This window comes from Microvirga sp. VF16 (assembly GCF_016864375.1).
GTDB lineage: Bacteria > Pseudomonadota > Alphaproteobacteria > Rhizobiales > Beijerinckiaceae > Microvirga.
Genome location: NZ_CP069359.1, coordinates 131,528 through 151,178, shown reverse-complemented (window position 1 = coordinate 151,178; position 19,651 = coordinate 131,528). Strand labels below are relative to the sequence as shown.

The 19,651-nt window shown below is 63.9% G+C and carries 13 protein-coding genes and 1 pseudogene; 10 read left to right on the top strand and 4 right to left on the bottom strand.

The genetic code is table 11. The features are described 5' to 3' along the window. Positions 1-16: 16 nt before the first annotated feature. Both acs and JO965_RS46100 read right to left on the bottom strand, forming a co-directional pair. Entirely contained in the window at positions 17-1,987 is a 1,971-nt protein-coding gene (gene acs / locus JO965_RS46105; protein WP_203448393.1) for an acetate--CoA ligase, read from the bottom strand. A gap of 266 nt (positions 1,988-2,253) precedes the next feature. Then, complete coding sequence (locus tag JO965_RS46100; protein ID WP_203448392.1) at positions 2,254-2,628, bottom strand: DUF6455 family protein; 375 nt, start codon at positions 2,626-2,628, stop codon at positions 2,254-2,256. A gap of 529 nt (positions 2,629-3,157) precedes the next feature. Here JO965_RS46100 and JO965_RS46095 point away from each other — a divergent pair. The 3 genes from JO965_RS46095 to JO965_RS46085 all read left to right on the top strand — a co-directional run bounded on the left by JO965_RS46095 (position 3,158) and on the right by JO965_RS46085 (position 5,170). Continuing rightward, on the top strand, positions 3,158-3,664 hold the full coding sequence (locus tag JO965_RS46095; RefSeq protein WP_246777277.1) for a helix-turn-helix domain-containing protein: 507 nt from the start codon (positions 3,158-3,160) through the stop codon (positions 3,662-3,664). Beyond that, complete coding sequence (locus JO965_RS46090; RefSeq protein WP_246777278.1) at positions 3,661-4,251, top strand: transposase; 591 nt, start codon at positions 3,661-3,663, stop codon at positions 4,249-4,251. The genes JO965_RS46095 and JO965_RS46090 overlap by 4 nt, the downstream gene beginning before the upstream one ends. Before the next feature lie 202 nt (positions 4,252-4,453). After that, positions 4,454-5,170: a DJ-1/PfpI family protein gene (locus JO965_RS46085; RefSeq protein WP_203448391.1), complete on the top strand. Its 717-nt coding sequence runs from the start codon at positions 4,454-4,456 to the stop codon at positions 5,168-5,170. 100 nt (positions 5,171-5,270) lie between these two features. Here the strand turns inward: JO965_RS46085 and JO965_RS46080 are convergent, their stop codons facing one another. Continuing rightward, positions 5,271-5,516, bottom strand: coding sequence for a hypothetical protein (locus JO965_RS46080; RefSeq protein WP_203448390.1), 246 nt, complete (start codon positions 5,514-5,516; stop codon positions 5,271-5,273). A gap of 712 nt (positions 5,517-6,228) precedes the next feature. Here JO965_RS46080 and JO965_RS46075 point away from each other — a divergent pair. The 6 genes from JO965_RS46075 (at position 6,229) to JO965_RS46050 (ending at position 12,214) form a co-directional block, all read left to right on the top strand. After that, positions 6,229-7,044 (top strand): alpha/beta hydrolase, encoded by an 816-nt coding sequence (locus JO965_RS46075; protein WP_203448389.1) that lies wholly within the window; start codon positions 6,229-6,231, stop codon positions 7,042-7,044. 581 nt (positions 7,045-7,625) lie between these two features. Next, positions 7,626-8,354: an S-adenosyl-l-methionine hydroxide adenosyltransferase family protein gene (locus JO965_RS46070; protein ID WP_203448388.1), complete on the top strand. Its 729-nt coding sequence runs from the start codon at positions 7,626-7,628 to the stop codon at positions 8,352-8,354. A gap of 282 nt (positions 8,355-8,636) precedes the next feature. Then, positions 8,637-9,626: a radical SAM protein gene (locus tag JO965_RS46065; protein WP_203448387.1), complete on the top strand. Its 990-nt coding sequence runs from the start codon at positions 8,637-8,639 to the stop codon at positions 9,624-9,626. Next, positions 9,626-9,907: a hypothetical protein gene (locus tag JO965_RS46060; protein WP_203448386.1), complete on the top strand. Its 282-nt coding sequence runs from the start codon at positions 9,626-9,628 to the stop codon at positions 9,905-9,907. The genes JO965_RS46065 and JO965_RS46060 overlap by 1 nt, the downstream gene beginning before the upstream one ends. 172 nt (positions 9,908-10,079) lie before the next feature. Further along, the gene (locus JO965_RS46055) at positions 10,080-11,063 is read left to right on the top strand and encodes a hypothetical protein (RefSeq protein ID WP_203448385.1); all 984 of its coding nucleotides are present in this window, start codon (positions 10,080-10,082) and stop codon (positions 11,061-11,063) included. A 410-nt stretch (positions 11,064-11,473) separates the two neighbouring features. Continuing rightward, positions 11,474-12,214 carry a M28 family peptidase gene (locus JO965_RS46050; protein WP_371827059.1) on the top strand — a complete coding sequence of 247 codons (741 nt, stop codon included), beginning with the start codon at positions 11,474-11,476 and terminating at the stop codon, positions 12,212-12,214. Positions 12,215-12,491: 277 nt separating this feature from the next. Here JO965_RS46050 and JO965_RS46045 read toward each other — a convergent pair whose 3' ends face one another. Further along, on the bottom strand, positions 12,492-15,887 hold the full coding sequence (locus JO965_RS46045; protein WP_203448383.1) for an adenylate/guanylate cyclase domain-containing protein: 3,396 nt from the start codon (positions 15,885-15,887) through the stop codon (positions 12,492-12,494). Positions 15,888-16,298: 411 nt separating this feature from the next. Between JO965_RS46045 and JO965_RS49975 the strand changes: the two are divergent. Further along, positions 16,299-19,513: pseudogene (locus JO965_RS49975) on the top strand (AAA family ATPase). Positions 19,514-19,651 lie beyond the last annotated feature (138 nt).

The window sequence follows — 19,651 nt, the reverse complement described above, 5'->3', positions numbered from 1 at the left end:
GTCCTCCGGAATGGGTTCAGTGGGTTCTGTTCTGTCTGTTGGTGATGAGGTCGTCGACGACGGCGGGGTCGGCCAGCGTCGAGGTGTCGCCGAGCGAGCCGAACTCGTCCTCGGCGATCTTGCGCAGGATGCGGCGCATGATCTTGCCGGAGCGGGTCTTGGGCAGGCTCGGCGCGAACTGGATCAGGTCCGGCGAGGCGATCGGGCCGATCTCCTTGCGCACCCAGGCGACCAGTTCCTTGCGCAGATCCTCCGAGGGCTGCTCGCCGGTCATCAGGGTGACATAGGCATAGATGCCCTGGCCCTTGATGTCGTGCGGATAGCCGACCACCGCGGCCTCCGACACCTTCGGATGGGCGACGAGCGCCGATTCCACCTCCGCCGTGCCCATGCGGTGGCCGGAGACGTTGATCACGTCGTCGACGCGGCCGGTGATCCAGTAATAGCCGTCCGCATCGCGCCGGCAGCCGTCGCCGGTGAAGTACTTGCCGGGATAGGTGGAGAAATAGGTCTGCACGAAGCGCTCGTGGTCACCGTAGACCGTGCGCATCTGGCCCGGCCAGGAATCGGCGATCACCAGGTTGCCCTCGGCCGCATTCTCCAGCACCTTGCCATCCGCATCGACCACTTCCGGCTTCACGCCGAAGAACGGCCGCGTGGCCGAGCCCGGCTTGAGCTTCGTGGCGCCGGGCAGCGGCGTGATCAGGATGCCGCCGGTCTCCGTCTGCCACCAGGTGTCGACGATCGGGCAACGGTCGTCGCCGACCACGCGGTGGTACCATTCCCAGGCTTCCGGATTGATCGGCTCGCCGACGGAGCCGAGCAGGCGCAGGGACTTGCGCGAGGTCTTCTTCACCGGTTCCTCGCCCGCCTGCATCAGCGAGCGGATCGCCGTCGGGGCAGTGTAGAAGATGTTGACCTGGTGCTTGTCGATCACCTCCCAGAAGCGGGAGATCGTCGGATAGGTCGGCACGCCCTCGAACATCAGGGTCGTGGCGCCGTTCGCCAGCGGTCCGTAGAGGATGTAGGAATGGCCCGTCACCCAGCCCACGTCGGCGGTGCACCAGTAGACATCGCCGTCGTGGTAGTCGAACACGTATTGATGCGTCATCGCCGCATAGACGAGATAGCCGCCGGTGGTGTGCAGCACGCCCTTGGGCGTTCCGGTGCTCCCTGAGGTGTAGAGGATGAAGAGCGGATCCTCCGCGTTCATCTCCTCGCAGGGGCACTCCTCGGAGACGAGTTCGGCCGCCTCGTGGTAATAGACGTCACGGCCCGGCACCATGTTGACGGGAGAACCGGTGCGGCGCACCACCAGCACGTGATCGACGACACCAGGACCGACACGCTCGATGGCGGCATCCACGTTCACCTTCAGCGGCACCTTGCGGCCGCCGCGCAGGCCCTCGTCCGCTGTGATGACGAAGGCGGATTTGGCGTCCTGGATGCGGCTGGCGAGCGAATCCGGCGAGAAGCCGCCGAACACCACCGAGTGGATGGCCCCGAGCCGCGCGCAGGCGAGCATGGCATAGGCGGCTTCCGGGATCATCGGCATGTAGATCGTGACCCGGTCGCCCTTTTCGACGCCGCGGTTGCGCATGATGTTGGCCATGCGGCAGACTTCGTCGTGAAGCTCGCGATAGGTGATTGTCTTCGATTCCGACGGGTCGTCGCCTTCCCAGATGATGGCGACCTGGTCACCGCGGGTGTGGAGATGCCGGTCAATGCAGTTATAGGCCACGTTGGTGACGCCGTCCTCGAACCAGCGGATCGCCACGTTGCCGGGCCCGAAATGGGTGTTCTTGATCCGGGTCGGGGCCTTGAACCAGTGGATGCGCTTGGCTTCCTCGGCCCAGAAGGCCTCCGGGTTCGTGATGGAAGCTTCGTACTTCGCGAGATAGCCCGCATCGTCCAGATAGGCCCGATGCTTCCACTCCCCCGGCACGTCGTAGACTGATAGCGTAACAACAGGTGCCGTGACATTCATGAGCGTGACTTTCCCAGTCGCCCCTCTCCTCCGTCCCTGCGTTGTTCCTAGGCGTGGGACTTGGGTGCCATCATACTGGGCCAACAATCGGTCGAATTGAGGTAGATCAAGCGGGTCGGCTTCGGAGACTTGTAAGAAAGTATGACGTCTGGACGACTGCGATGGGAGCCGTCAGGGGGCCCGCGACTACCGCCAGTCCGGCGGCGTTCATTCGCAGAGCTCCGGAAGGATCCCCCGTCAACATGGGCTTCCGGCTGTCCGGTGGATCAGCCCGTGCCCGATGCCCGCACGCGGTTCAGGAAAGCGGCATTCGCGCAGAAGGACGGCGGTTCGTCGGCGCCCCCACCCTCGAGCCAGCGTCCGCAGTCGGTCGCGTTCGGACAGGCCAGGCACCGACGGCACGCGGCCGCGAACCCGCCATCGAACCCCTCCCGGGCCGTCGCGCCGGGATCCGCTCCCACGCTCACCATCATCCGGCCGAACAGGCTGGCCTGCCGCTCCACCCATCGGCTCCTCGGCCATGACCGCGCACGCAGCACCGGCCTCTTGGGCGCTCCCGATCCCATGGACGTATCCTCTCGATTGGAACACGTGCGGATAGGATAACCCGCCTCAGAGCGGCGCTCCTTGTTCCAGCGCAAGGAGCGACCATGGGTACGAACCGGCCTCACTATTGGGGATGACCTTGAAAGCGAAGGAGGAAAGTTCCGGGCGTCAGCCGTCTGTGGATCTCCAAGGACTGGAGCGAACGGATGCCGGCCACATACACGCCAAGCCGCCCACAGGGGCTATCAACACGGTCAAGGCGAAGGACCGCTCGGGGTCAGGAACCGAGATTCCCTGCACTTTCGGAACGTCCGGTTCGATGAGGATTGCTGCCTTCGAGCGTAGGTCTCGAGCGTGCCACTAGGAGACCTTCCCATTGAAGACAGGTTCGGGTTGTAGAGGAACTCGTCTGCACGGTGCAGCCGGTTCAAAACCATCGCCACTATAGGCCTGTGTAGAGGTCACAGTTCCTGATGAATCCCACAACTTAGATTTGATCGACATCTCGACCCCGTCGAATATCCTGATTTGCGATTATCTCCGCAGGGCCGAGGGCGCCATGCCTTGCTAAGTAGGTCGCCATAAAACTTGCAACGCGAGAGCCGCGGGTGTTCCCTAGGGAGCATGCAACGACATGATCACTCTCCCGAGACGTGGCTCGACGAGGTGGATCGCAAGCGGCTGGCCGTAGCGCTTGCTGGTGCCCGCGAGGCTCGTGAGTATCGCCGCCTCGAGGCGCTGTTGCTGGTGGCCGAGGGGCATCCCGTGGCCGAGGCGGCCCGCCGCTGCCGCGTCAACCGCTCCAGTGTGCATCGCTGGCTCGTCCAGTACCGGGCCGAGCATGAGACCACGGCCCTGATCGACCGACCGCGCAGCGGGCGTCCGCGCCTGCATCGCCCGCTGACGCCGCAGCGCCTGGCCGCCGCCCTGGCACGCGACCCGCGCCGCTGCGGCTACCAGGCGACGAGCTGGACGGTGCCGCTGCTGGCGCACGATCTGGCCGCCAAGGGCCTCGCCGTCAGCCCCCGCACCCTGCGGCGCCGGCTGCACGAGGCCGGCTATCGCTGGAAGCGGCCGCGCTATGTCTATGTCGCGCGCGCGGCTCATCTGGCGCAGAAAAAAGGGGCTTGATCCGGCGCCTGAAGGCGGGCTGGCACAGAGGCGATCGGCTGCTGTGCCTCGACTGGACCCTGCTGCGACTGTTTCCGCCCCTGCGGGCGATGTGGGCGCTCAAGGGTACCCAGGCGATCGTGCCGATCACCGGCCGCAATGCCAAGCGGGTGCTGTTTGGGGCGATTGACCTACGGACCGCGCGTCGGGTGGTGCTGGTCCGCACCCGCGCCGGTCAGGCCGACGCTCAGGCGTTCTTGCACGCGTTGCGGCGGCGATATCGCCGCGCCGGCTGGCTCTGGCTTCTCACCGATCGGGCGAGCGCCCACACCGCCCCACAGACGCAAGCGCTGGCCGATCGGCTGCGCATCCGCTTCGTGTGGTTGCCCCGGCAGGCACCCGAACTGAGCCCGATGGACCAGCTCTGGCGCGAACTCAAGCGGCTCATTGCGGCCAACCGGCAGGCCGCGTCCATCGATGCTCTGGCCGCCGATGCCGCGGCCTGGGTTCTAAGCCTGACGCCGCAACAGGCGCGTCGCAAGGCTGGCATGGCATCCAAACGCTTCTGGCTCAGAAAGCTGTTGCAGAACTTTTGGCGACCTACTTAGCACTCGCACGTGCATGACGAGTTGAATACTGTTCCCAACGGAAATTGCGGCGAGTTCGAGACCCTCGCCGTGGCGTGAGGGGCGTCCCGTTGGCTCGACATAGCCCCACCGAACCGACGGCTGATGACGCGTTGCGAACTCTTGCAGGAAGCGCAATGCTCGGCAGAGGTCTCGCGTGGCTCCCAGCACAGAGGAGTGCAGCATGGCCCATTTCAACGTCGGTTTTGTGATCTACCCCGGGATCACGCAACTTGATTTCACCGGACCGTTCGAGGTCCTCAGCCGTTTGGGAACGCCTCCGTCGCCGACAGTTCCCAGCCCGTTTCCCCAATCAGGCGTCCACGTGATCGCTAAGACGTTGCAGCCGGTTGCGAGCGACCGTGGTTTGGGGATCATGCCCACATGCACGTTTGGCACCTCTCCCAGGCTCGATCTGATCTGCGTGCCTGGCGGAGCCGGCATCGTCGATGCGCTGGCTGACGCCGAGACGGTTGAGTTCGTCCGCTCCCAGGGTGAGCAGGCGCGGTACGTGACGTCCGTGTGCACGGGGGCCTTTCTGCTCGGTGCGGCCGGGTTGCTGGTGGGGCGTCGCGCCGCGACGCATTGGGCTTACGTCGACTTGCTGCCACTGGTTGGCGCCCGTCACGAAAAGGCGAGGATCGTGCGCGACGGCAATGTCATCACCTCGGGCGGCGTGTCAGTGGGGATCGACTTCGCTTTCAGTCTTGTGGCCGAACTCGCCGGGGCAGAGGTCGCCCAGGCTGTTCAGCTCGCCATCGAGTATGACCCGTCTCCTCCGTTCGACGCCGGCCACCCTGACAAGGCGCCTGAACCCGCCACCGCGCTCATGATCCAGCGCAACGAAAGCGCTCGTGAGGGAATCCACCGCCGGCTGGAAGCCCGGCGATCCTCACAATAGTTACCCGCGCGTTTGTCGAAGCATCATTTGACGTATCCGAAGGTGATGCGGACCCGTCAGACCGCCGACGTGGGTCAAGTCGGCCCCTGACATTTACCCGTCAACCCGGCACCCCGGTCGACCATCCCATGATCGGCAAGAGCTGATCGCGCTTGAACCGCTCCGCACGCTCGCGGTCCTTTGCCTCGAGGTCTTCGGCGGACGGCCCGCACTCCTCACAGTCCTTGAATCGGAATGCGATCTCGTCTGCTGTCTCCGGCCCATCGAGGCCAGGTTCACGACGGGGGAAGCCTGAAAAGGCCCAATGCGAGATGCGGTGACAGAGCCTCTGGATAGCTGCGCGCATCGCAGCCTCCTCTCATCCGAGCGTGCCCCAGGCAACAGGATAGCACGAAATAGTCAGGAGCCGAAAAAGTGGTGACGTACGATCGATGGAGGATCTCCCCGCCGTTCGCGGGGCTAGTGCGTCGATGCCCAAGCTACCACGCCCCTGACCGCGGCTGCGCAGGATCCAGGACGTTTCTCGCGTCAAGTCCTAATACAGTGAGGTCGCGCGGATGCCATGGCCCGAGCATCCAATATTTTGGATTGCCCAACGTCTGCATGGGGTCAGACAGCGATGTTAGGAGACTGGGTAAAAGGTCCGCTTCCGTCGCCGTCCAGCAGCTCGCCTCGCTCCTCGACGCAGTACAGCGCCGGATACGCGCTCTAACAACGCCTCTCCCGCTTTAGCTGCTGATTTGCGTCTGGTAGGCAACTTAGAGCATCAGACTCTTAAGCTGATCGCTGACAGGCAAGTTCGAGGCCGCTCTGCGAAGTATGGAGCGCTCCACCAGACCGATGGCTCCGAGCCTGGCTTTTTCCGCTCTGCTTTCCAAAGTGGCCATGGACATCGCAATGCTAGGCTTCCACCATATCGGCGTTCTGACGATCGGCCCAATGGATAATCGGGTCATCACCTTCACGGGAGAACGCCAATGAGCGTCAGCGTACAGAGGAATATCGTCTTCTGCCACGCCCGGATCGCATATGAACGGGGCCGAGGACCGATGCGGACCATGCCCCTGAAGCTCGACTGCTACCTGCCCGACTATCCTGCCCGGACGCCAACCCCAGCCCTGGTGCTCGCCCATGGCGGCGTGTTCCATCGCGGGTCTAAAGAAGCTGACGCCTTCTCCGCCGGGGTCGGGACGAATACGTCGATCGCGGAATATTGCCGCCGTTTCGCAGAACTGGGTGTCGCAGCATTCTCTGTTCAATACCGGCTCGCGCAGACTGACCCGGAGCCGAGCCCCAACCCGGTGCTGACGCGGCCCGACGAGGTGCCGATGTCTCGTGTAAGTGCTCTACGTGCTGAGATGGGCCTGCCATCAATCAAGCCGAGCGAGATGGCTCGCTTCATGGAAGCTGCGTTCGAAGACGTGGCCGAGGCTGTGCGGTGGGTCAAAGCGCACCACCAAGACTTTGGGATTGATCCAAGGAATATCGTGCTCGGTGGATATTCGTCCGGTGGGCGTAGTGCGTGTTACGTCGCTTATGGGAAGGGTGTCGAGGTCGCGGGTGTCGTCACTATTTCCGGCCCGCTGATGCCTGTAGACGTAAAGGCCTATTTAGCGGCGCGGCAGGACCTGCCGCTGCCACCTCTTTTGATGATCTCGGCCGAGCATGATCTCGACTATGTCACCGCATTCGTACCGGAGGTCGAGCAGCAGTTTCGGATGGCTGTAAGACCGGTTGAATGGGCTCAGGTGCCTGGAGCCAACCACTTCTACTCGTCGGACAGCCCGACGAGAGACGGCCGGACGGTCTTCGACGTCATCCGCGACAGCGTCGCCAGTTGGTTCGGACTTCCGCTAAAAAATGTTGGCTCTTAGCGTGCGAGCGTGGCCAACCGCTAAGGGCGGGTGGCGCACACGCGACATTCAACGTTCCGCATGTCCGAGTATTCTCCCGCAGCGGACCGCCCAACTGCCGTTAATGCAGGCGATCATCGTGGCTGCGTCCGAGCCCGTTTCGCTGCTGAGGTCTTCAGACCGCGCCTCATGTCAAGCTGCGTCCGGCGACCGCGAGGCGCCGGAATTTCGGCCGGCTGGGAACATCGAACCAGATATCGCCGGAGGGCGACCACGCCCGGCACTGGGCGTCTGCAGCGGGTCTTGGTTGTGTAAAATCGCTGACGTGTCGCTCGTTGGAGCAATCTTATGTCTTGGAGGGCCGAATAGGCCGGAGATTTCACGGCGTATGGGGTTTATGTTGTACAAATAGTTCGCCGAGATCGGACCCGTTCGCGTTTTGACACAGGCTGGGTCAACCCGGGTCATTGAACTCATGCCCATGAAGATCGGCTCGCGCTGCCAATGCGGAAATTCGGACAAGGTCTGCCCCATGCCAATTGCTGTCATTGAAGAACGTGCGATCGTTGCAAGGCACAGGCACATCGGGGCATGTTAGTGTCATGATCGTGCTGTTCACGGACTTCGGGTTGGACGGTCCCTATACGGGCCAGATGAAGGCGGTGCTCCACCAGACCGCGCCCGGCATCCCCATGGTCGATCTGTTCGCCGATGCGCCGGTCAGCAACCCCAAGGCCTCGGCCTACCTGCTGGCGGCCTATGCCAGATGGTTTCCGGCCGGAACCGTCTTCCTCTGTGTCGTCGATCCCGGCGTCGGCGGAGCACGGCCCGCCCTTGTGCTCGAGGCGGATGATCGCTGGTATGTCGGCCCCGGCAATGGCGTGTTCGAACTCGTCCAGCGCCGTGCCGGAAGGATGCGGAGCTGGGACATCGACTGGACGCCGGAGCACCTCTCGGCCAGCTTTCACGGCCGTGATCTCTTCGCGCCGGTCGCGGGCCTGCTGGCCTGCCGCGAGCCGCCGCCCGGCCAGCCGCGTCAGGATGGTGCCGACCGCCGGGCCGACTGGCCCGATGACCTCGGCGAGATTGTCTATGTCGATCACTACGGCAATGCCATGACCGGGTTGCGGGCCGCCCTGCTGCCCTCCGATGCCAGGATTGCCGCGGCGGGCCGGGTGTTGGAGCGTGCGAGAACCTTCAGCGATCTGCCGCCTGGTGGGGCATTCTGGTACGAAAATTCGAACGGGCTTGCGGAGATCGCCGTCAATCAGGGGCGGGCGGACCACGTGCTTGGCCTTGCGATCGGGACCGTGGTCGAGATCGTCCCTTGACGGCAGTCGGCCCAGTCACAGATCTGAACTGCGATGCCCAAACCAGCAAGACAGCGCCCAGGATCGGATCGGCGGAAACAAGAACGCCGCGACAAGCCACAGGCGACCGGGAACAGGCGTCTGGCCGAGCAGATCCGCAAGATCCTCCGCACGCACTACACGAACAAATATCGGGTGCGGTGACCCGCGATCGCGGCGCTTCAAACCGAACTTCGATGGCCGCAGTGGCAAAGCCGCCAAGGCCGCACACCACTGGGGAACGGGGCGCCAGGGAGCCGGCCCATGAGCGACTTGACCAAGCTGACCATCTGGGACGATCCAGCGATCCGCAGCGCGCTGTCGTGGTATCTGGACGTGGCGGAGAACCGACGTCCCGCCAAGTTTCGCATTGCCGCGACCGTCGCTACCGAGTTTGATCCTGCGGAAGAAAACGAAGATGCGCTCTGGGCCGAGTTCGACCGGCTCACACCGCTGTTTCTCGCGCGCTGGCAGGCGATCCGGGCGGGCGGGCAGTTGCCGCCGGCGGCGGAGGGACCGAGCCTCCTGGAGCTGAGCCGCGAGCTCGCATACCGGATGCTCAGCCACTGCAATTTCTGTCCCTGGCATTGCCGCGTCGACCGCGTGGCCGGGGCCAAGTTCGGCGCGTGCAAACTCGCCTCCGGCTCACGGGTCAGCTCGCATTTCCATCACACCGGCGAGGAGCTATTCTATCGCGGCACGCAAGGCTCGGGCACGATCTTCTTCACCTCCTGCAACATGCGCTGCGCCTTCTGCCAGAATGGCGACATCAGCACCGACAAGGACAATGGTGAGGAGACCGACCCACGCACGTTGGCGGCGATGGCCTGGACGTTGCGCCGCGAAGGTTGCCACAACATCAACTGGGTCGGCGGCGAGGTGGTCATTCACCTGCATGCTATCGTCGACGCCATCGCACTGTTGGGCCGCGACTTTACGCCGGGGCCGGGGGAGCTGGCACAAGCCCGCAGGACAAAGGCGGACCGATTCTTATGGTTCGACGAGGCGCCGGATGCCGCCGTCTATGACGGCGCATTTAACGCACCCATGCTCTGGAACAGCAACTTCTTCATGACGCCTGAGAGCATGAAGATCCTGCGCATCCTCACCGACGTGTGGCTTCCCGATTTCAAATTCGGGCCCGGCCGTTGCGCGATGAACCTGGCGAAGACGCCACGCTACTGGGAGACGGTAACCACAACGTCGCGCTGCTCGAAGCGTGGGGCGAGGATTTCTCCATCCGCCACCTGGTGATGCCCAATCACGTCGAGTGTTGCACCTATCCGGTACTGGAATGGATCGCCGAGCATGTCCCGGCCGCACCGGTGAACGTAATGGCGCAGTTCCATCCCGACAATTACTGCGATCCGGCGAGTGCCAAGTACCGGGACAAATACGCCGACATCGCCCGCCGACCCACACCGGTGGAGCTTGATGCTTCCTGGCGCCGGGCGCGCGAACTCGGCCTCAGGTTCGAGACTGCTTCCTTTGAGCGCCACAATGCGTTCGGCACGCCGGCGATGCTCGAGATGTGACGCCGTGGCGACCAGCGCTGCCAAGCTTCGCCCGGCTTGCCTATGAGTATTCAAGATCAGAAGGATCGGTTGAACCGACCACTTTGCCGCTCTGTCCGCCTACTGGCTGCCTCAGTGATCTTGCAAGGTGCTGGTACAAGCCCACCTCACCAGAACGACGCGGGCTTTCTCCATGCATGCGCAAGCGCTTCCTGTCCCCCTAATCGACGCACGATCCGACCCACTGGCGACCGCTGATCCAGCCGCTGTCCGCGCCCTCCGGGACACCATCTTCGGCTCGTACAGATCATTGATCCTGCCAGCGCTGCCTGTAGCCGATCGCATTGCGCATCGGTGGCTGACCCGCAGCCCATCTCCGTATGTTGCAGAGCTGGACGCCATTGCGACACACACCGGTGTCTCGGGTATTTACGCCATCAATATCTCCTATGAGTACGCCTGCACCGCGTTGGCACGTTCCGATGCACCGGGCGCGGCTCCCACCCTGCGCCGCACGCTCGATTGGCCATTTCTCGGTCTCGGGCGGTCTGCCATCCTGGCGCACCGCTCCGGACGGGCCGGCGAGTTCGTCGATGTGACATGGCCAGGGGCGGTGGGGACCCTCACAGCGCTAGCACCAGGGCGCTTCGCGGCGGCGATCAACCAGGCTCCGCTCCGACGACGCACCCGCACCGACATGTTCCGGGGGATCGACTATACCCGCAACCTAGCGTGGACCTTATCGCGTGAGCGGGGGATGCCGCCGCTTCACCTCTTGCGCTATGCCTTCGAGACCGCCACTGACTTCTCGGAAGCGTTGCAGTTGCTGAGAACGGTCGAGCTTGCTCGCCCGGTGCTCGTCACGCTGGTCGGCTGCGCCGCCGATGAGATTGCCATTGTGGAGCGCCGCGAGCGCAGCGGGACGGTCTACCTCGGCCCGGGTGCCGTGGCGAACGATTGGCGCGAATCCCAATATGGCTGGGAACCCCGTCCCTGTGCGCTGCCGGACCGCAGGCGCGATAGTGTGACACGCTGCGCGACCATCGAGCAGGCAGTCACCAGTGGGTCAACGCCGTTCAGCTGGGTGATCCCGCCGGTGCGCAACTGGAACACGCGGCTGGCGGTTGAGATGAACGCAGGAAGGCTGGATCCGAGCGCTTGGATACGAGCCGCATGACGGGGTGGATGCTGCGCCGGCGACTTTGCCGTTTGAACTCCAGACCACCTATCATCGGGAGGTGACCGAGGCATAATGTGCGGGTGATGCGTTCCGAGGTTGGAAAGGCCCTGTCGCGACGAGCTGATGCAGGTCACATCTCGCCATACTGCTCCCGCCACTCCGGCCGTATTCCCGCTGGCGACAGATCGGCGGCGAGGCTTGCTTGAACTGTTGAAGTAGAGGCTGACTGCGCCTCTTCCCAGGCGAACAAGCCATGATCTGAAGGAGGCACGTGCATGCGAACCGTTCCCTTGCCTCCGAATGGGCAGACATCGCGAGCGGAGTTGCAGGACCGCCTTCTGAGGCATCTGCGAGAGGTCGTCCGAGAGCGCGACCCCTATCGAGCACCGGACGGCCACTCCGCCGTCATGTCCTACATGAAACAGGAGCTTGGGCGGTTTGGAAGGCTCGCAGTCCACGAGTTCCTTTATGCAGGTCGGACGCGTCAGAACTTGATCCTGAACCTGCCGGGGCAGCAGAACCGTGGCTTCATTCTTGTTGGTGCTCACTACGATGCAGTGCCAGGGTCGCCTGGGGCCGATGACAATGGGTCTGCCTTGGCCGTCCTCTTGGAGATGGCTTCGGCTTTTTTCGACAAACCCGCCCGCCGGCCCATGCGCCTCGCGGCCTTTGACCTTGAAGAAGCCGATCGCCGTGGCAGTGTGGCCTATGCGCAGCATCTCCGGGATCAGCGCGAACCGCTTGCCTTGATGGTTGCGTTGGAAATGCTCGGATACCGAGATTCCCGGCCGGGCTCTCAGCAGTACCCAGCTGGCCTGCACCATTTCTACCCTGATCGGGGGGACTTCATCGGCCTGATTGGAAACCTGCGCACGCTGCCTGTGCTGTGGGAGCTTGCTCGCGTGATGCGCAAGTCTGTTCCGTGCGAGTTCTTACCCGTTCCAAGCCGAGGCCGGATTGTACCGGACACCCGACGCAGTGATCACGCATCGTTCTGGGATCGTGGAAATCCAGCCATTATGGTCACGGACACCGCCAACATGCGCAATCCCCATTACCACAAAGTGAGTGATCGGATTGAGACGCTGGACATTGAGTTTTTGGCAGGTGTCTGCAGCGGGCTCATCGCGGGGCTGTCGGCGCTGTGAAGCGCCATTGGCCAATCGGATGTGTCGCAAGTCCGGACTTGAGCCGAAGAAGCGGAGGCGCTCCTTGCCCAGCGTGTATTCTGAATGGCTTCAACGGGTCAAAGAGTAATGAACAGCAAATGCAATGAAGGTCCGCTTACCGCCTCATGAGCAGACCCAAGCGCTTCTTCCGCCTCGTGCCAGTAGCAGGAAGTCAAACGTGTGTTCTGGAATGACTGCAATTGGCGCGACCGCGCCCGTTGAACGCGCTGCTCCTTCCCCCAACAAACGGCCAAGGCTATTCCCGCCGAGCCGAGGAGGTGTCATATAGCGTAGCACGCTCCAGCTCGCTGAGCAGGGCCTCGGCCTCTCTGACGTCGGCAGTTTCGAAACCCTCGGTGAACCCGTCGCGAACGTGTGTCAGAAAACCGTGGGCTTTCTCCCCGGCGCCTCGCTCTGCCCATAGGCGTGCGAGCTGCGTCGCAGCTCGCAACTCCCACCATTTGGCGGCCTGGGCCCCGGCAATCTCTACCGATTTGCCGAAAGATTCCGCCGCCAAGTCGCCGTCGCGACCAGGCTCGCGCAAAGCAAACTCCCCTTTCAGTCGGTACAGCTCGGCATCAAACCAACGCTCGCCGGTCGAAGTTGCACGCTCGAACGCGTCGTCGAGCACGCGTCGCGCATCTTCAACGTTGCCACTACTAAGGTAAGCCTCAGCCAGAATGGACTCGAAGTACGGCATCATCACCAGGTAACCGGCGTTCACGTCGTGCTCGTAGCAGGATTTGAGGGTCTCGAGGCCTTCGGTTGCATTTCCTTCTGCGATGAGTGCGGCAGCTCGAAAGCCCCGTCCCTTGTTCAACATTGCAGGCATGGCCTTTTCGGACGCGAGAGCAATCAGGCGCTCGCTGTCGCGCCGAAGGGCGAGCCAGTCTTTGCACAAGTGGTAGTAGACGCACGTGTTGACGAGAGCCAACACGATCGCGAAGGGCTGGCGCGTTTTCTCCGCAGTTTCCAGACCCTGCCGGCACCGCCGGTATCCCTGCTCGGGGTAGCCCAGAATGAGCAGCGTCCGGGCAAGGTAGAGGTTCGGTCCGGCGTCGGCGATGTCCGCACCGAGCAGAGGGTCCAGGTCAGGTGCCCTTGTCGAGACCCGCTGCTCCAGGAAAGAGCGTGCGGTGGCAAAATCGCCCATCCAAAGGGCAACGAATCCGGCTGCGTCCGCTCCGATTGGGCCACCCTCGCCGTATGCGCGCGCCGCCGCGCGCATCAGCTCGTTGGCGACTTCGCGCGCGCGATCGAGCTCCGCGCGATTGTAGTAACAGAGAAACTCGCCATAGCCGGCCCGGAGGTTCTCGTGCTCCGCTCCCGTTTGCCCTGCCAGGAATCGGGCGCGAGCATAAGCGGTGCCCGTTTCGACCGCCGCCGTGCCCCTAGCCGCCCGGAGCGCATCCCCGAGCGCAAGGCGGAGCCCGAGTTCAAATCGGTTGCGCTCCAAGCCTTCCGGCAGCGTTTCGAGAAGCGAGAGACCGTTATCGAGCTGGCCCAACGCTTCCCTTGTCGCCGAGCGCATGATCGCCGTGCGTGCCGCAGCCTGATAATATGGCACTGCTTGCTCGACGAGCCCGGCCCTGCCGTAGTGGCCGGCGACGAGTTCGGGATGCGCTGTGGCCGTGTCCTTGAATCTGTTGACCAGCGCGTCGGCAATCGCGCCGTGCAGTTCCCGGCGGCGCCTTTTGAGGAGCGATTCGTAGGCCGCGTCCTGAATGAGAGCGTGCTTGAAGATGTGTGCCGGGCTGGCCGCGGTGCCGCCGCTCAAGATTAGCTCGGCTCCGATCAGTTCCGAGAGCGCCGTCTCCAGTTCACCGGCAGGCATGTCGCTCACGCTCGCCAGCAGCGCACGATCGAACTCCCGCCCAATCACGGCACCGACTTGCGCGGCATGCCTTGCGGAGGGCGGCAGGCGGTCGAGCCGAGCCATCAGCGCGTCCTGAAGTGTCACGGGAACCGTGACTGCAGGCAGAGATCCCAAAAGGTCGAAGTGATCTCCTGCGTCGACAAGGACGTTGAGATCGCGCATCGCCTTGGTCAATTCCTCGATGAACAGCGGAATGCCGTCGGTGTGCGCGACGATCTCGTTCAAGACTTCCTGCGGAAGACGCTTGCCCGCAACGGCCTCGGCCACTGCGGCCGCCTCGATCGGATCGAGCCGTTCGAGCACGATCCGGTCAACGTGTGCGCCGCTCCAGGCCGGCTTGAACTCCGGCCGGAAAGTGACGAGCAGCAGCACTGGCAATTGGGCGATCCGATCGTTGATCCGACCGACCAGTTCCAGCGTCGTCGGGTCGAGCCATTGTGCGTCCTCGACGACCATGAGCAGCGGATGCCGCGTCGCGAGCCCCTCAACCCAGTTCAGCAGCGCTGCAAACGTCATGGCCTTCCTCTGCTGAGGGGTCAGATCACGTAACGAATGCTGCTCGCCGGTTCGAACGCCGAGCAGATCGGCGATGACAGGGATGGCGCCGCTGGTATCGGACAAAGCCCTTCCCAGAAGAAGCTCGAGCTTCCTGAACTGTGTTTCGTCCGGGTCAATGCTTGCAAACTCCGCGGAGCGCCGGATTTCCGAGATGACGGGCCGTAGCGCCGAGTTCGCGTAGTACGGCGAGGCGTCGAAATGGATTTCCTGGAGCCGGTCCCCTCTCAGTCGATCCCCGAGAAAGCGCACCAGTCTCGATTTTCCGATCCCGGGCTCCCCGGTTACGAGGACAACCTGGCCCATCGTTCGCCTGACCCGCCCCCAGCGCTCGAGCAGCAGATCGATCTCGCGGCCTCGGCCGACGAACGGCGTGAGCATCGTGCCGTGAAGGCCCTCGAACCGACTTTCACTGCGCCCGATGCCGTGGACCCGCCAGAGGGCTACCGAGGAGCCGATCCCCTTGATCGGCTGCCTTCCCAGGTCCTCCAGGTCGAAAATCCCTCCGACGAGGTGCCGGGTGGTTTCGGAAATCACAACCTGGTCCGGCCCTGCCGCCTGCTGTAGCCGTGCTGCGAGGTTCGGCGTCGCCCCGACGATCTCGTCCGGGCGCTCTGCCTCCCCTTCCCCTAGGCTTCCGATGACCACCAACCCTGTGGCAATGCCGATGCGTGCACGAAGGTGAGGAACCTCTTGCGTCTTGATTCCACGGGCTGCTGCCACAATGCGCAGGGCAGCCTTGACCGCCCGTTCAGCCGCGTCCTCCTGTGCCTTCGGCCAGCCGAAATATGCAAGAATGCCATCGCCCAAGAACTTGGCGACGTGCCCCCCGAAACGGTCCACTTCTTCGGTTACCGCGCTTCGGTAACGCCGCATCACCGCCCGCAGCTCTTCGGGGTCGAGCTGATGGCTTAGCTCGGTCGACCCGACGAGGTCGACGAACATCACCGTGAGCTGCCGCCGCTCTGCCTCTGTCGGGGCGGATAAAGGCAGCGCCGTCTTCAGCGATGCGGATGCGCCAATGGGCGCCGACCTCGAAACCAGGGCCAGTGAGGCAATCGCATCAAGCAGCTTGCGCCGGTGACCGACGGAGGTCACGCCGATTCCCGTCAAATCCTCGGCCGTCAGGTGGGCAAGAACCTCTTCACTAATATCGTTGTCGCGGAAGGCCTTCTCGTATTGTCCCAGGCCGATACCGCGAAGCCAGGCGGCGACGTCCACGTCCCCCTCCTGTATGAAAGTACAATAATACACCAAAAGCCCATCATGGACGCGTGGAAACGGGTCCGACAAGAGTCGATTCGGCCTCAGCCTGAAGGTCCACTTAATAGGACCAGAAATGTCGGGAAATGGCGGCGCAAGAATGTCCTTCCGGAACCGGAACTGATGACCCAAGTCGGCCATCCGCTGCGCAGCGGAAACGTCGCGAGAGGGCCAAAGGTGAGCCTTAAGGGCAGCCCTTTGAACGTCGGTTTACCATCTCATTGCAGAAGTTAGGTCTACTTCCGCGTCGTGCCAAAAGACCACATTAGGTCGAGCTCGCGGAGGCAAGAAACCTTCGGACCACGCGCGCGATTTTGGTATTGTCAGCTCGAGCAGCCGGGAGCGATCCGAACCCGCGAGGAAACTGCCGTGGACGAGCTGGAGCGCTGGCTGGCGCCGCTAGGCTTGGCACAGCTCGCGCCCGTGTTGCGGGCGAACGATGTCGATTTCGAAATTCTGCCCGAGCTGAACGAGGCGGACCTGGAGAAGTTCGGTCTCTCGCTTGGCCAGCGCAAAAAGCTGCTGAAGGCACTGGCGAGCCTGACGGCCCCCTCAGCGCGAACGGCCCCCAATGCGACACTGGCGCCAAGCCAGATCCCCGCGTGTTCGGCCGAGCGGCGCCAGCTGACCGTGATGTTTTGCGACCTGGTCGGCTCGACGGCCCTCGCGTCACGGCTCGATCCCGAGGACCTCCGCGAAGTGATTGGCGCGTATCAGCGCTGCGTTGCCGCGACGGTTGCCCGCTTCGACGGCTTTGTTGCCAAATACATGGGCGATGGAGTCTTGCTCTACTTCGGATACCCGCAGGCGCACGAGGACGACGCGGAGCGGGCGGTGCGGGCGGGACTGGCGCTGGTGGAGGCCGTCGGCCGGGTGCAGGCGGCGGAACCGCTGCGAGTTCGCGTCGGCATTGCCACTGGTCTGGCGGTCGTGGGCGATGTCATCGGCACAGGGGCTGCACAAGAGCAAGCGGTCGTCGGCGAGACGCCGAATCTGGCGGCGCGACTGCAGACCATGGCTGATCCTGATGCGGTGGTGATCGCTCAGAGCACCCACCAACTGGTGCACGGCCTGTTCGAGCTAACGGATCTCGGCCGTCACGACCTCAAGGGTTTTGGAGAACCGGTGCAGGCCTGGCGGGTGCTGGGCCAAAATCGCAGGCGGGACCGGTTCGAGGCGCGGCACGCCAGAGGCGTAACGCCACTGGTTGGCCGGGAGCATGAGCTCGGTCTTCTGCTCGATCGCTGGCAGCAGGCCAAGGAGGGCGACGGGCAGGTTGTTCTGTTGTCGGGCGAGCCTGGGATCGGCAAGTCCCGTCTCGTCCGGGCCCTGCGCGAGCGGCTCGCCAACGAGCCCTATACGCCGCTCAGCCATTTCTGCTCGCCTTTCCACCAGACCAGCGCCCTCTACCCGATCATCGATCTGCTCGAGCGCGCCGCCGGGCTCTCCCGCGATGAGGCGCCCGAGCGAAGCCTCAGTAAACTGGAGGCACTGCTGGCTCAGCTCGCCGGGTTGGCAACCAATCAGCCGGTGCTGACCCTGTACGAGGATGTGCACTGGGCCGATCCGACCACGCTCGAGCTGCTCGACCGGCTCATCACGCGCGTGCAGCGCCTGCCGGTGCTCGGCTGATCACGTTTCGCCCCGAGTTCATCCCTCCCTGGCAGGGCCAGGCGCACGTTACCTCGCTGACTCTCAACCGCCTGAGCCGCACCCGGGGCGCATCGATGGTGGCCGACTTGACCGGTGGCAAGGCGCTGCCGTCGCAGGTGCTGATCGAGATTCTGGCGAAGACCGACGGGGTGCCGCTGTTTATTGAGGAGCTGACCAAGACGGTGCTCGAAACCGGGCTGCTCAAGGACGAGGGCGAGCGCTACGCGCTCGCCGCCCCGCTGCCGACGCTGGCGATCCCGACGACGCTGCGCGACTCGCTCATGGCCCGGCTCGACAGACTAGGGGGCGTCAAGGAAGTGTTGCAAGTCGGCGCTGCCATCGGCCGCGAGTTCGGCTACGAGCTGCTCGCCGCGGCCACGCCGCTGGACGAAACCGAGCTGCAAGACGCCCTGCGTCGGCTGACCGAGGCTGAGCTCGTTTTTGCGCGAGGTACACCACCGAATTCGAGCTACATGTTCAAGCACGCGCTCGTGCGTGATGCTGCATACGAGAGCCAGCTCAAGAGCAGGCGCAAGCAGCTTCACGCCCGCATTGCCCAGGCCCTGGAGCAGCGCTTCCCCGAGACAGCAGAGGCGAAGCCGGAAGCGCTCGCCCGCCACTTCTGCGAGGCCGGGCTGGTCGACAAAGCGGTGGAGTATGGGCTCAAGGCCGGGCAGCTGGCGATCCGGCGCTCGGCCATGGCCGAGGCCATCGCTCATATCACCACAGCGCTGAACCTCCTTGCCAGCCTTCCGGAGAGCGCTGAGCGCTCAGAGCGAGAAATCGATCTCCAGATCGCCCTCGGCGGAGCATTGATCGCTGCGAAAGGCCACGCCGCGCCAGAGACCGGTCGGGCCTATGCCCGCGCGCACGAGCTCTGCCGGCAGGTTGGCGACCTGGGCCGGTTATCTCCCCTGATGTTCGGACAGTGGGTGTTCCATATGGTCCGTGCCGAGCACGTCGCGGCGCAGGAGATTGCCGAAGAGCTGCTCCGCGCCGCCAAGCGGGATGGCGATGCAACTGGTCTGATGGTCGGCCACCGCGCGGCCGGGATCAGCTCGCTCTGGCAAGGTGCCCTCATCGAAGCGCGTGAGCACCTGGAACGGACGCTTGCATTATACGACCCGGAGCGACACCGGCCGCTCGCCAATGTCTATGTTTACGATCCACGGCTCGCGGGCCTCGCTGGGCTGGCTTTTGCCCTGTTTCAGCTGGGCTTTCCAGAGCAAGCCGTCGCGCGTTGCCGCGAGGTGGTCGACGACGCCGAGCGACTATCGCATCCTGCCGGTTTGGCTTACGCCCTTCAGCACGCGTGCATGTTGGACCAAGTCCGCGGGGACGCTCTGGGCGTCGGGCAGCACGCTGCAGCCTTGGTTGCGCTTGCGGCCGAGCATGGTTTTCCTCTATGGCACGCGTTGGGTGTGGCTTTCGACGGCTGGGCGCTGGTCCAGCAGGGTCGAGTGGCGGAGGGAATTGCCCAGATCGAAGCCGGCCTCCACGCCTATCGGGCAACGGGTTCCGCGCTTTTCGTTCCTTACTTCTTTGCCCTTCAGGGCACGATGTGCGCCGCTGCCGGGCGAGCCGCTGAGGGACAGCGCCTGCTCGCGGCAGCTGTGGATGCTGGGAGCGCGAGCGGCGAGCGCTGGTTCGAGGCGGAGTTGTATCGGCTCAAAGGGGAGCTGCTGGTCTCAGCCGCCGGGGATCGAGCCACGGCCGAAGCTTGCTTGATCCATGCGATGGCTGTGGCCCGGGAGCAGAGCGCCAAGCTTTGGGAACTCCGCGCCGCCACGAGCCTTGCCCGGCTTTGGGCCGCGGAGAGCCGGCAGGCCGAAGCCCGCGAACTCCTCGCGCCCGTCTACGGCTGGTTCATGGAAGGCTTCGACACACCTGACCTGCGGGAGGCCAAGGCGCTGCTTGATGCGCTTTCGTGATACATTTCGTAATGTCAATCGGTGCGAGGAGTGAACCCTGATCGGCATCGCACCGGAATGTCGGCCCAGGGTCGGGACTGTGCGAAAAGGACGGACGCTTACGCAACAGGAAAAAGCGGCAGCCTGGGATGTCGGAAT

Coding starts and splice junctions, on each gene's coding strand:
- acs (WP_203448393.1), bottom strand. CDS start 1,987: ATGAATGTCACGGCACCTGTTGTTACGCTATCAGTCTACGACGTGCCG.
- JO965_RS46095 (WP_246777277.1), top strand. CDS start 3,158: ATGCAACGACATGATCACTCTCCCGAGACGTGGCTCGACGAGGTGGAT.
- JO965_RS46085 (WP_203448391.1), top strand. CDS start 4,454: ATGGCCCATTTCAACGTCGGTTTTGTGATCTACCCCGGGATCACGCAA.
- JO965_RS46080 (WP_203448390.1), bottom strand. CDS start 5,516: ATGCGCGCAGCTATCCAGAGGCTCTGTCACCGCATCTCGCATTGGGCC.
- JO965_RS46075 (WP_203448389.1), top strand. CDS start 6,229: ATGCCCCTGAAGCTCGACTGCTACCTGCCCGACTATCCTGCCCGGACG.
- JO965_RS46070 (WP_203448388.1), top strand. CDS start 7,626: ATGATCGTGCTGTTCACGGACTTCGGGTTGGACGGTCCCTATACGGGC.
- JO965_RS46065 (WP_203448387.1), top strand. CDS start 8,637: ATGAGCGACTTGACCAAGCTGACCATCTGGGACGATCCAGCGATCCGC.
- JO965_RS46060 (WP_203448386.1), top strand. CDS start 9,626: ATGCCCAATCACGTCGAGTGTTGCACCTATCCGGTACTGGAATGGATC.
- JO965_RS46055 (WP_203448385.1), top strand. CDS start 10,080: ATGCATGCGCAAGCGCTTCCTGTCCCCCTAATCGACGCACGATCCGAC.
- JO965_RS46050 (WP_371827059.1), top strand. CDS start 11,474: ATGTCCTACATGAAACAGGAGCTTGGGCGGTTTGGAAGGCTCGCAGTC.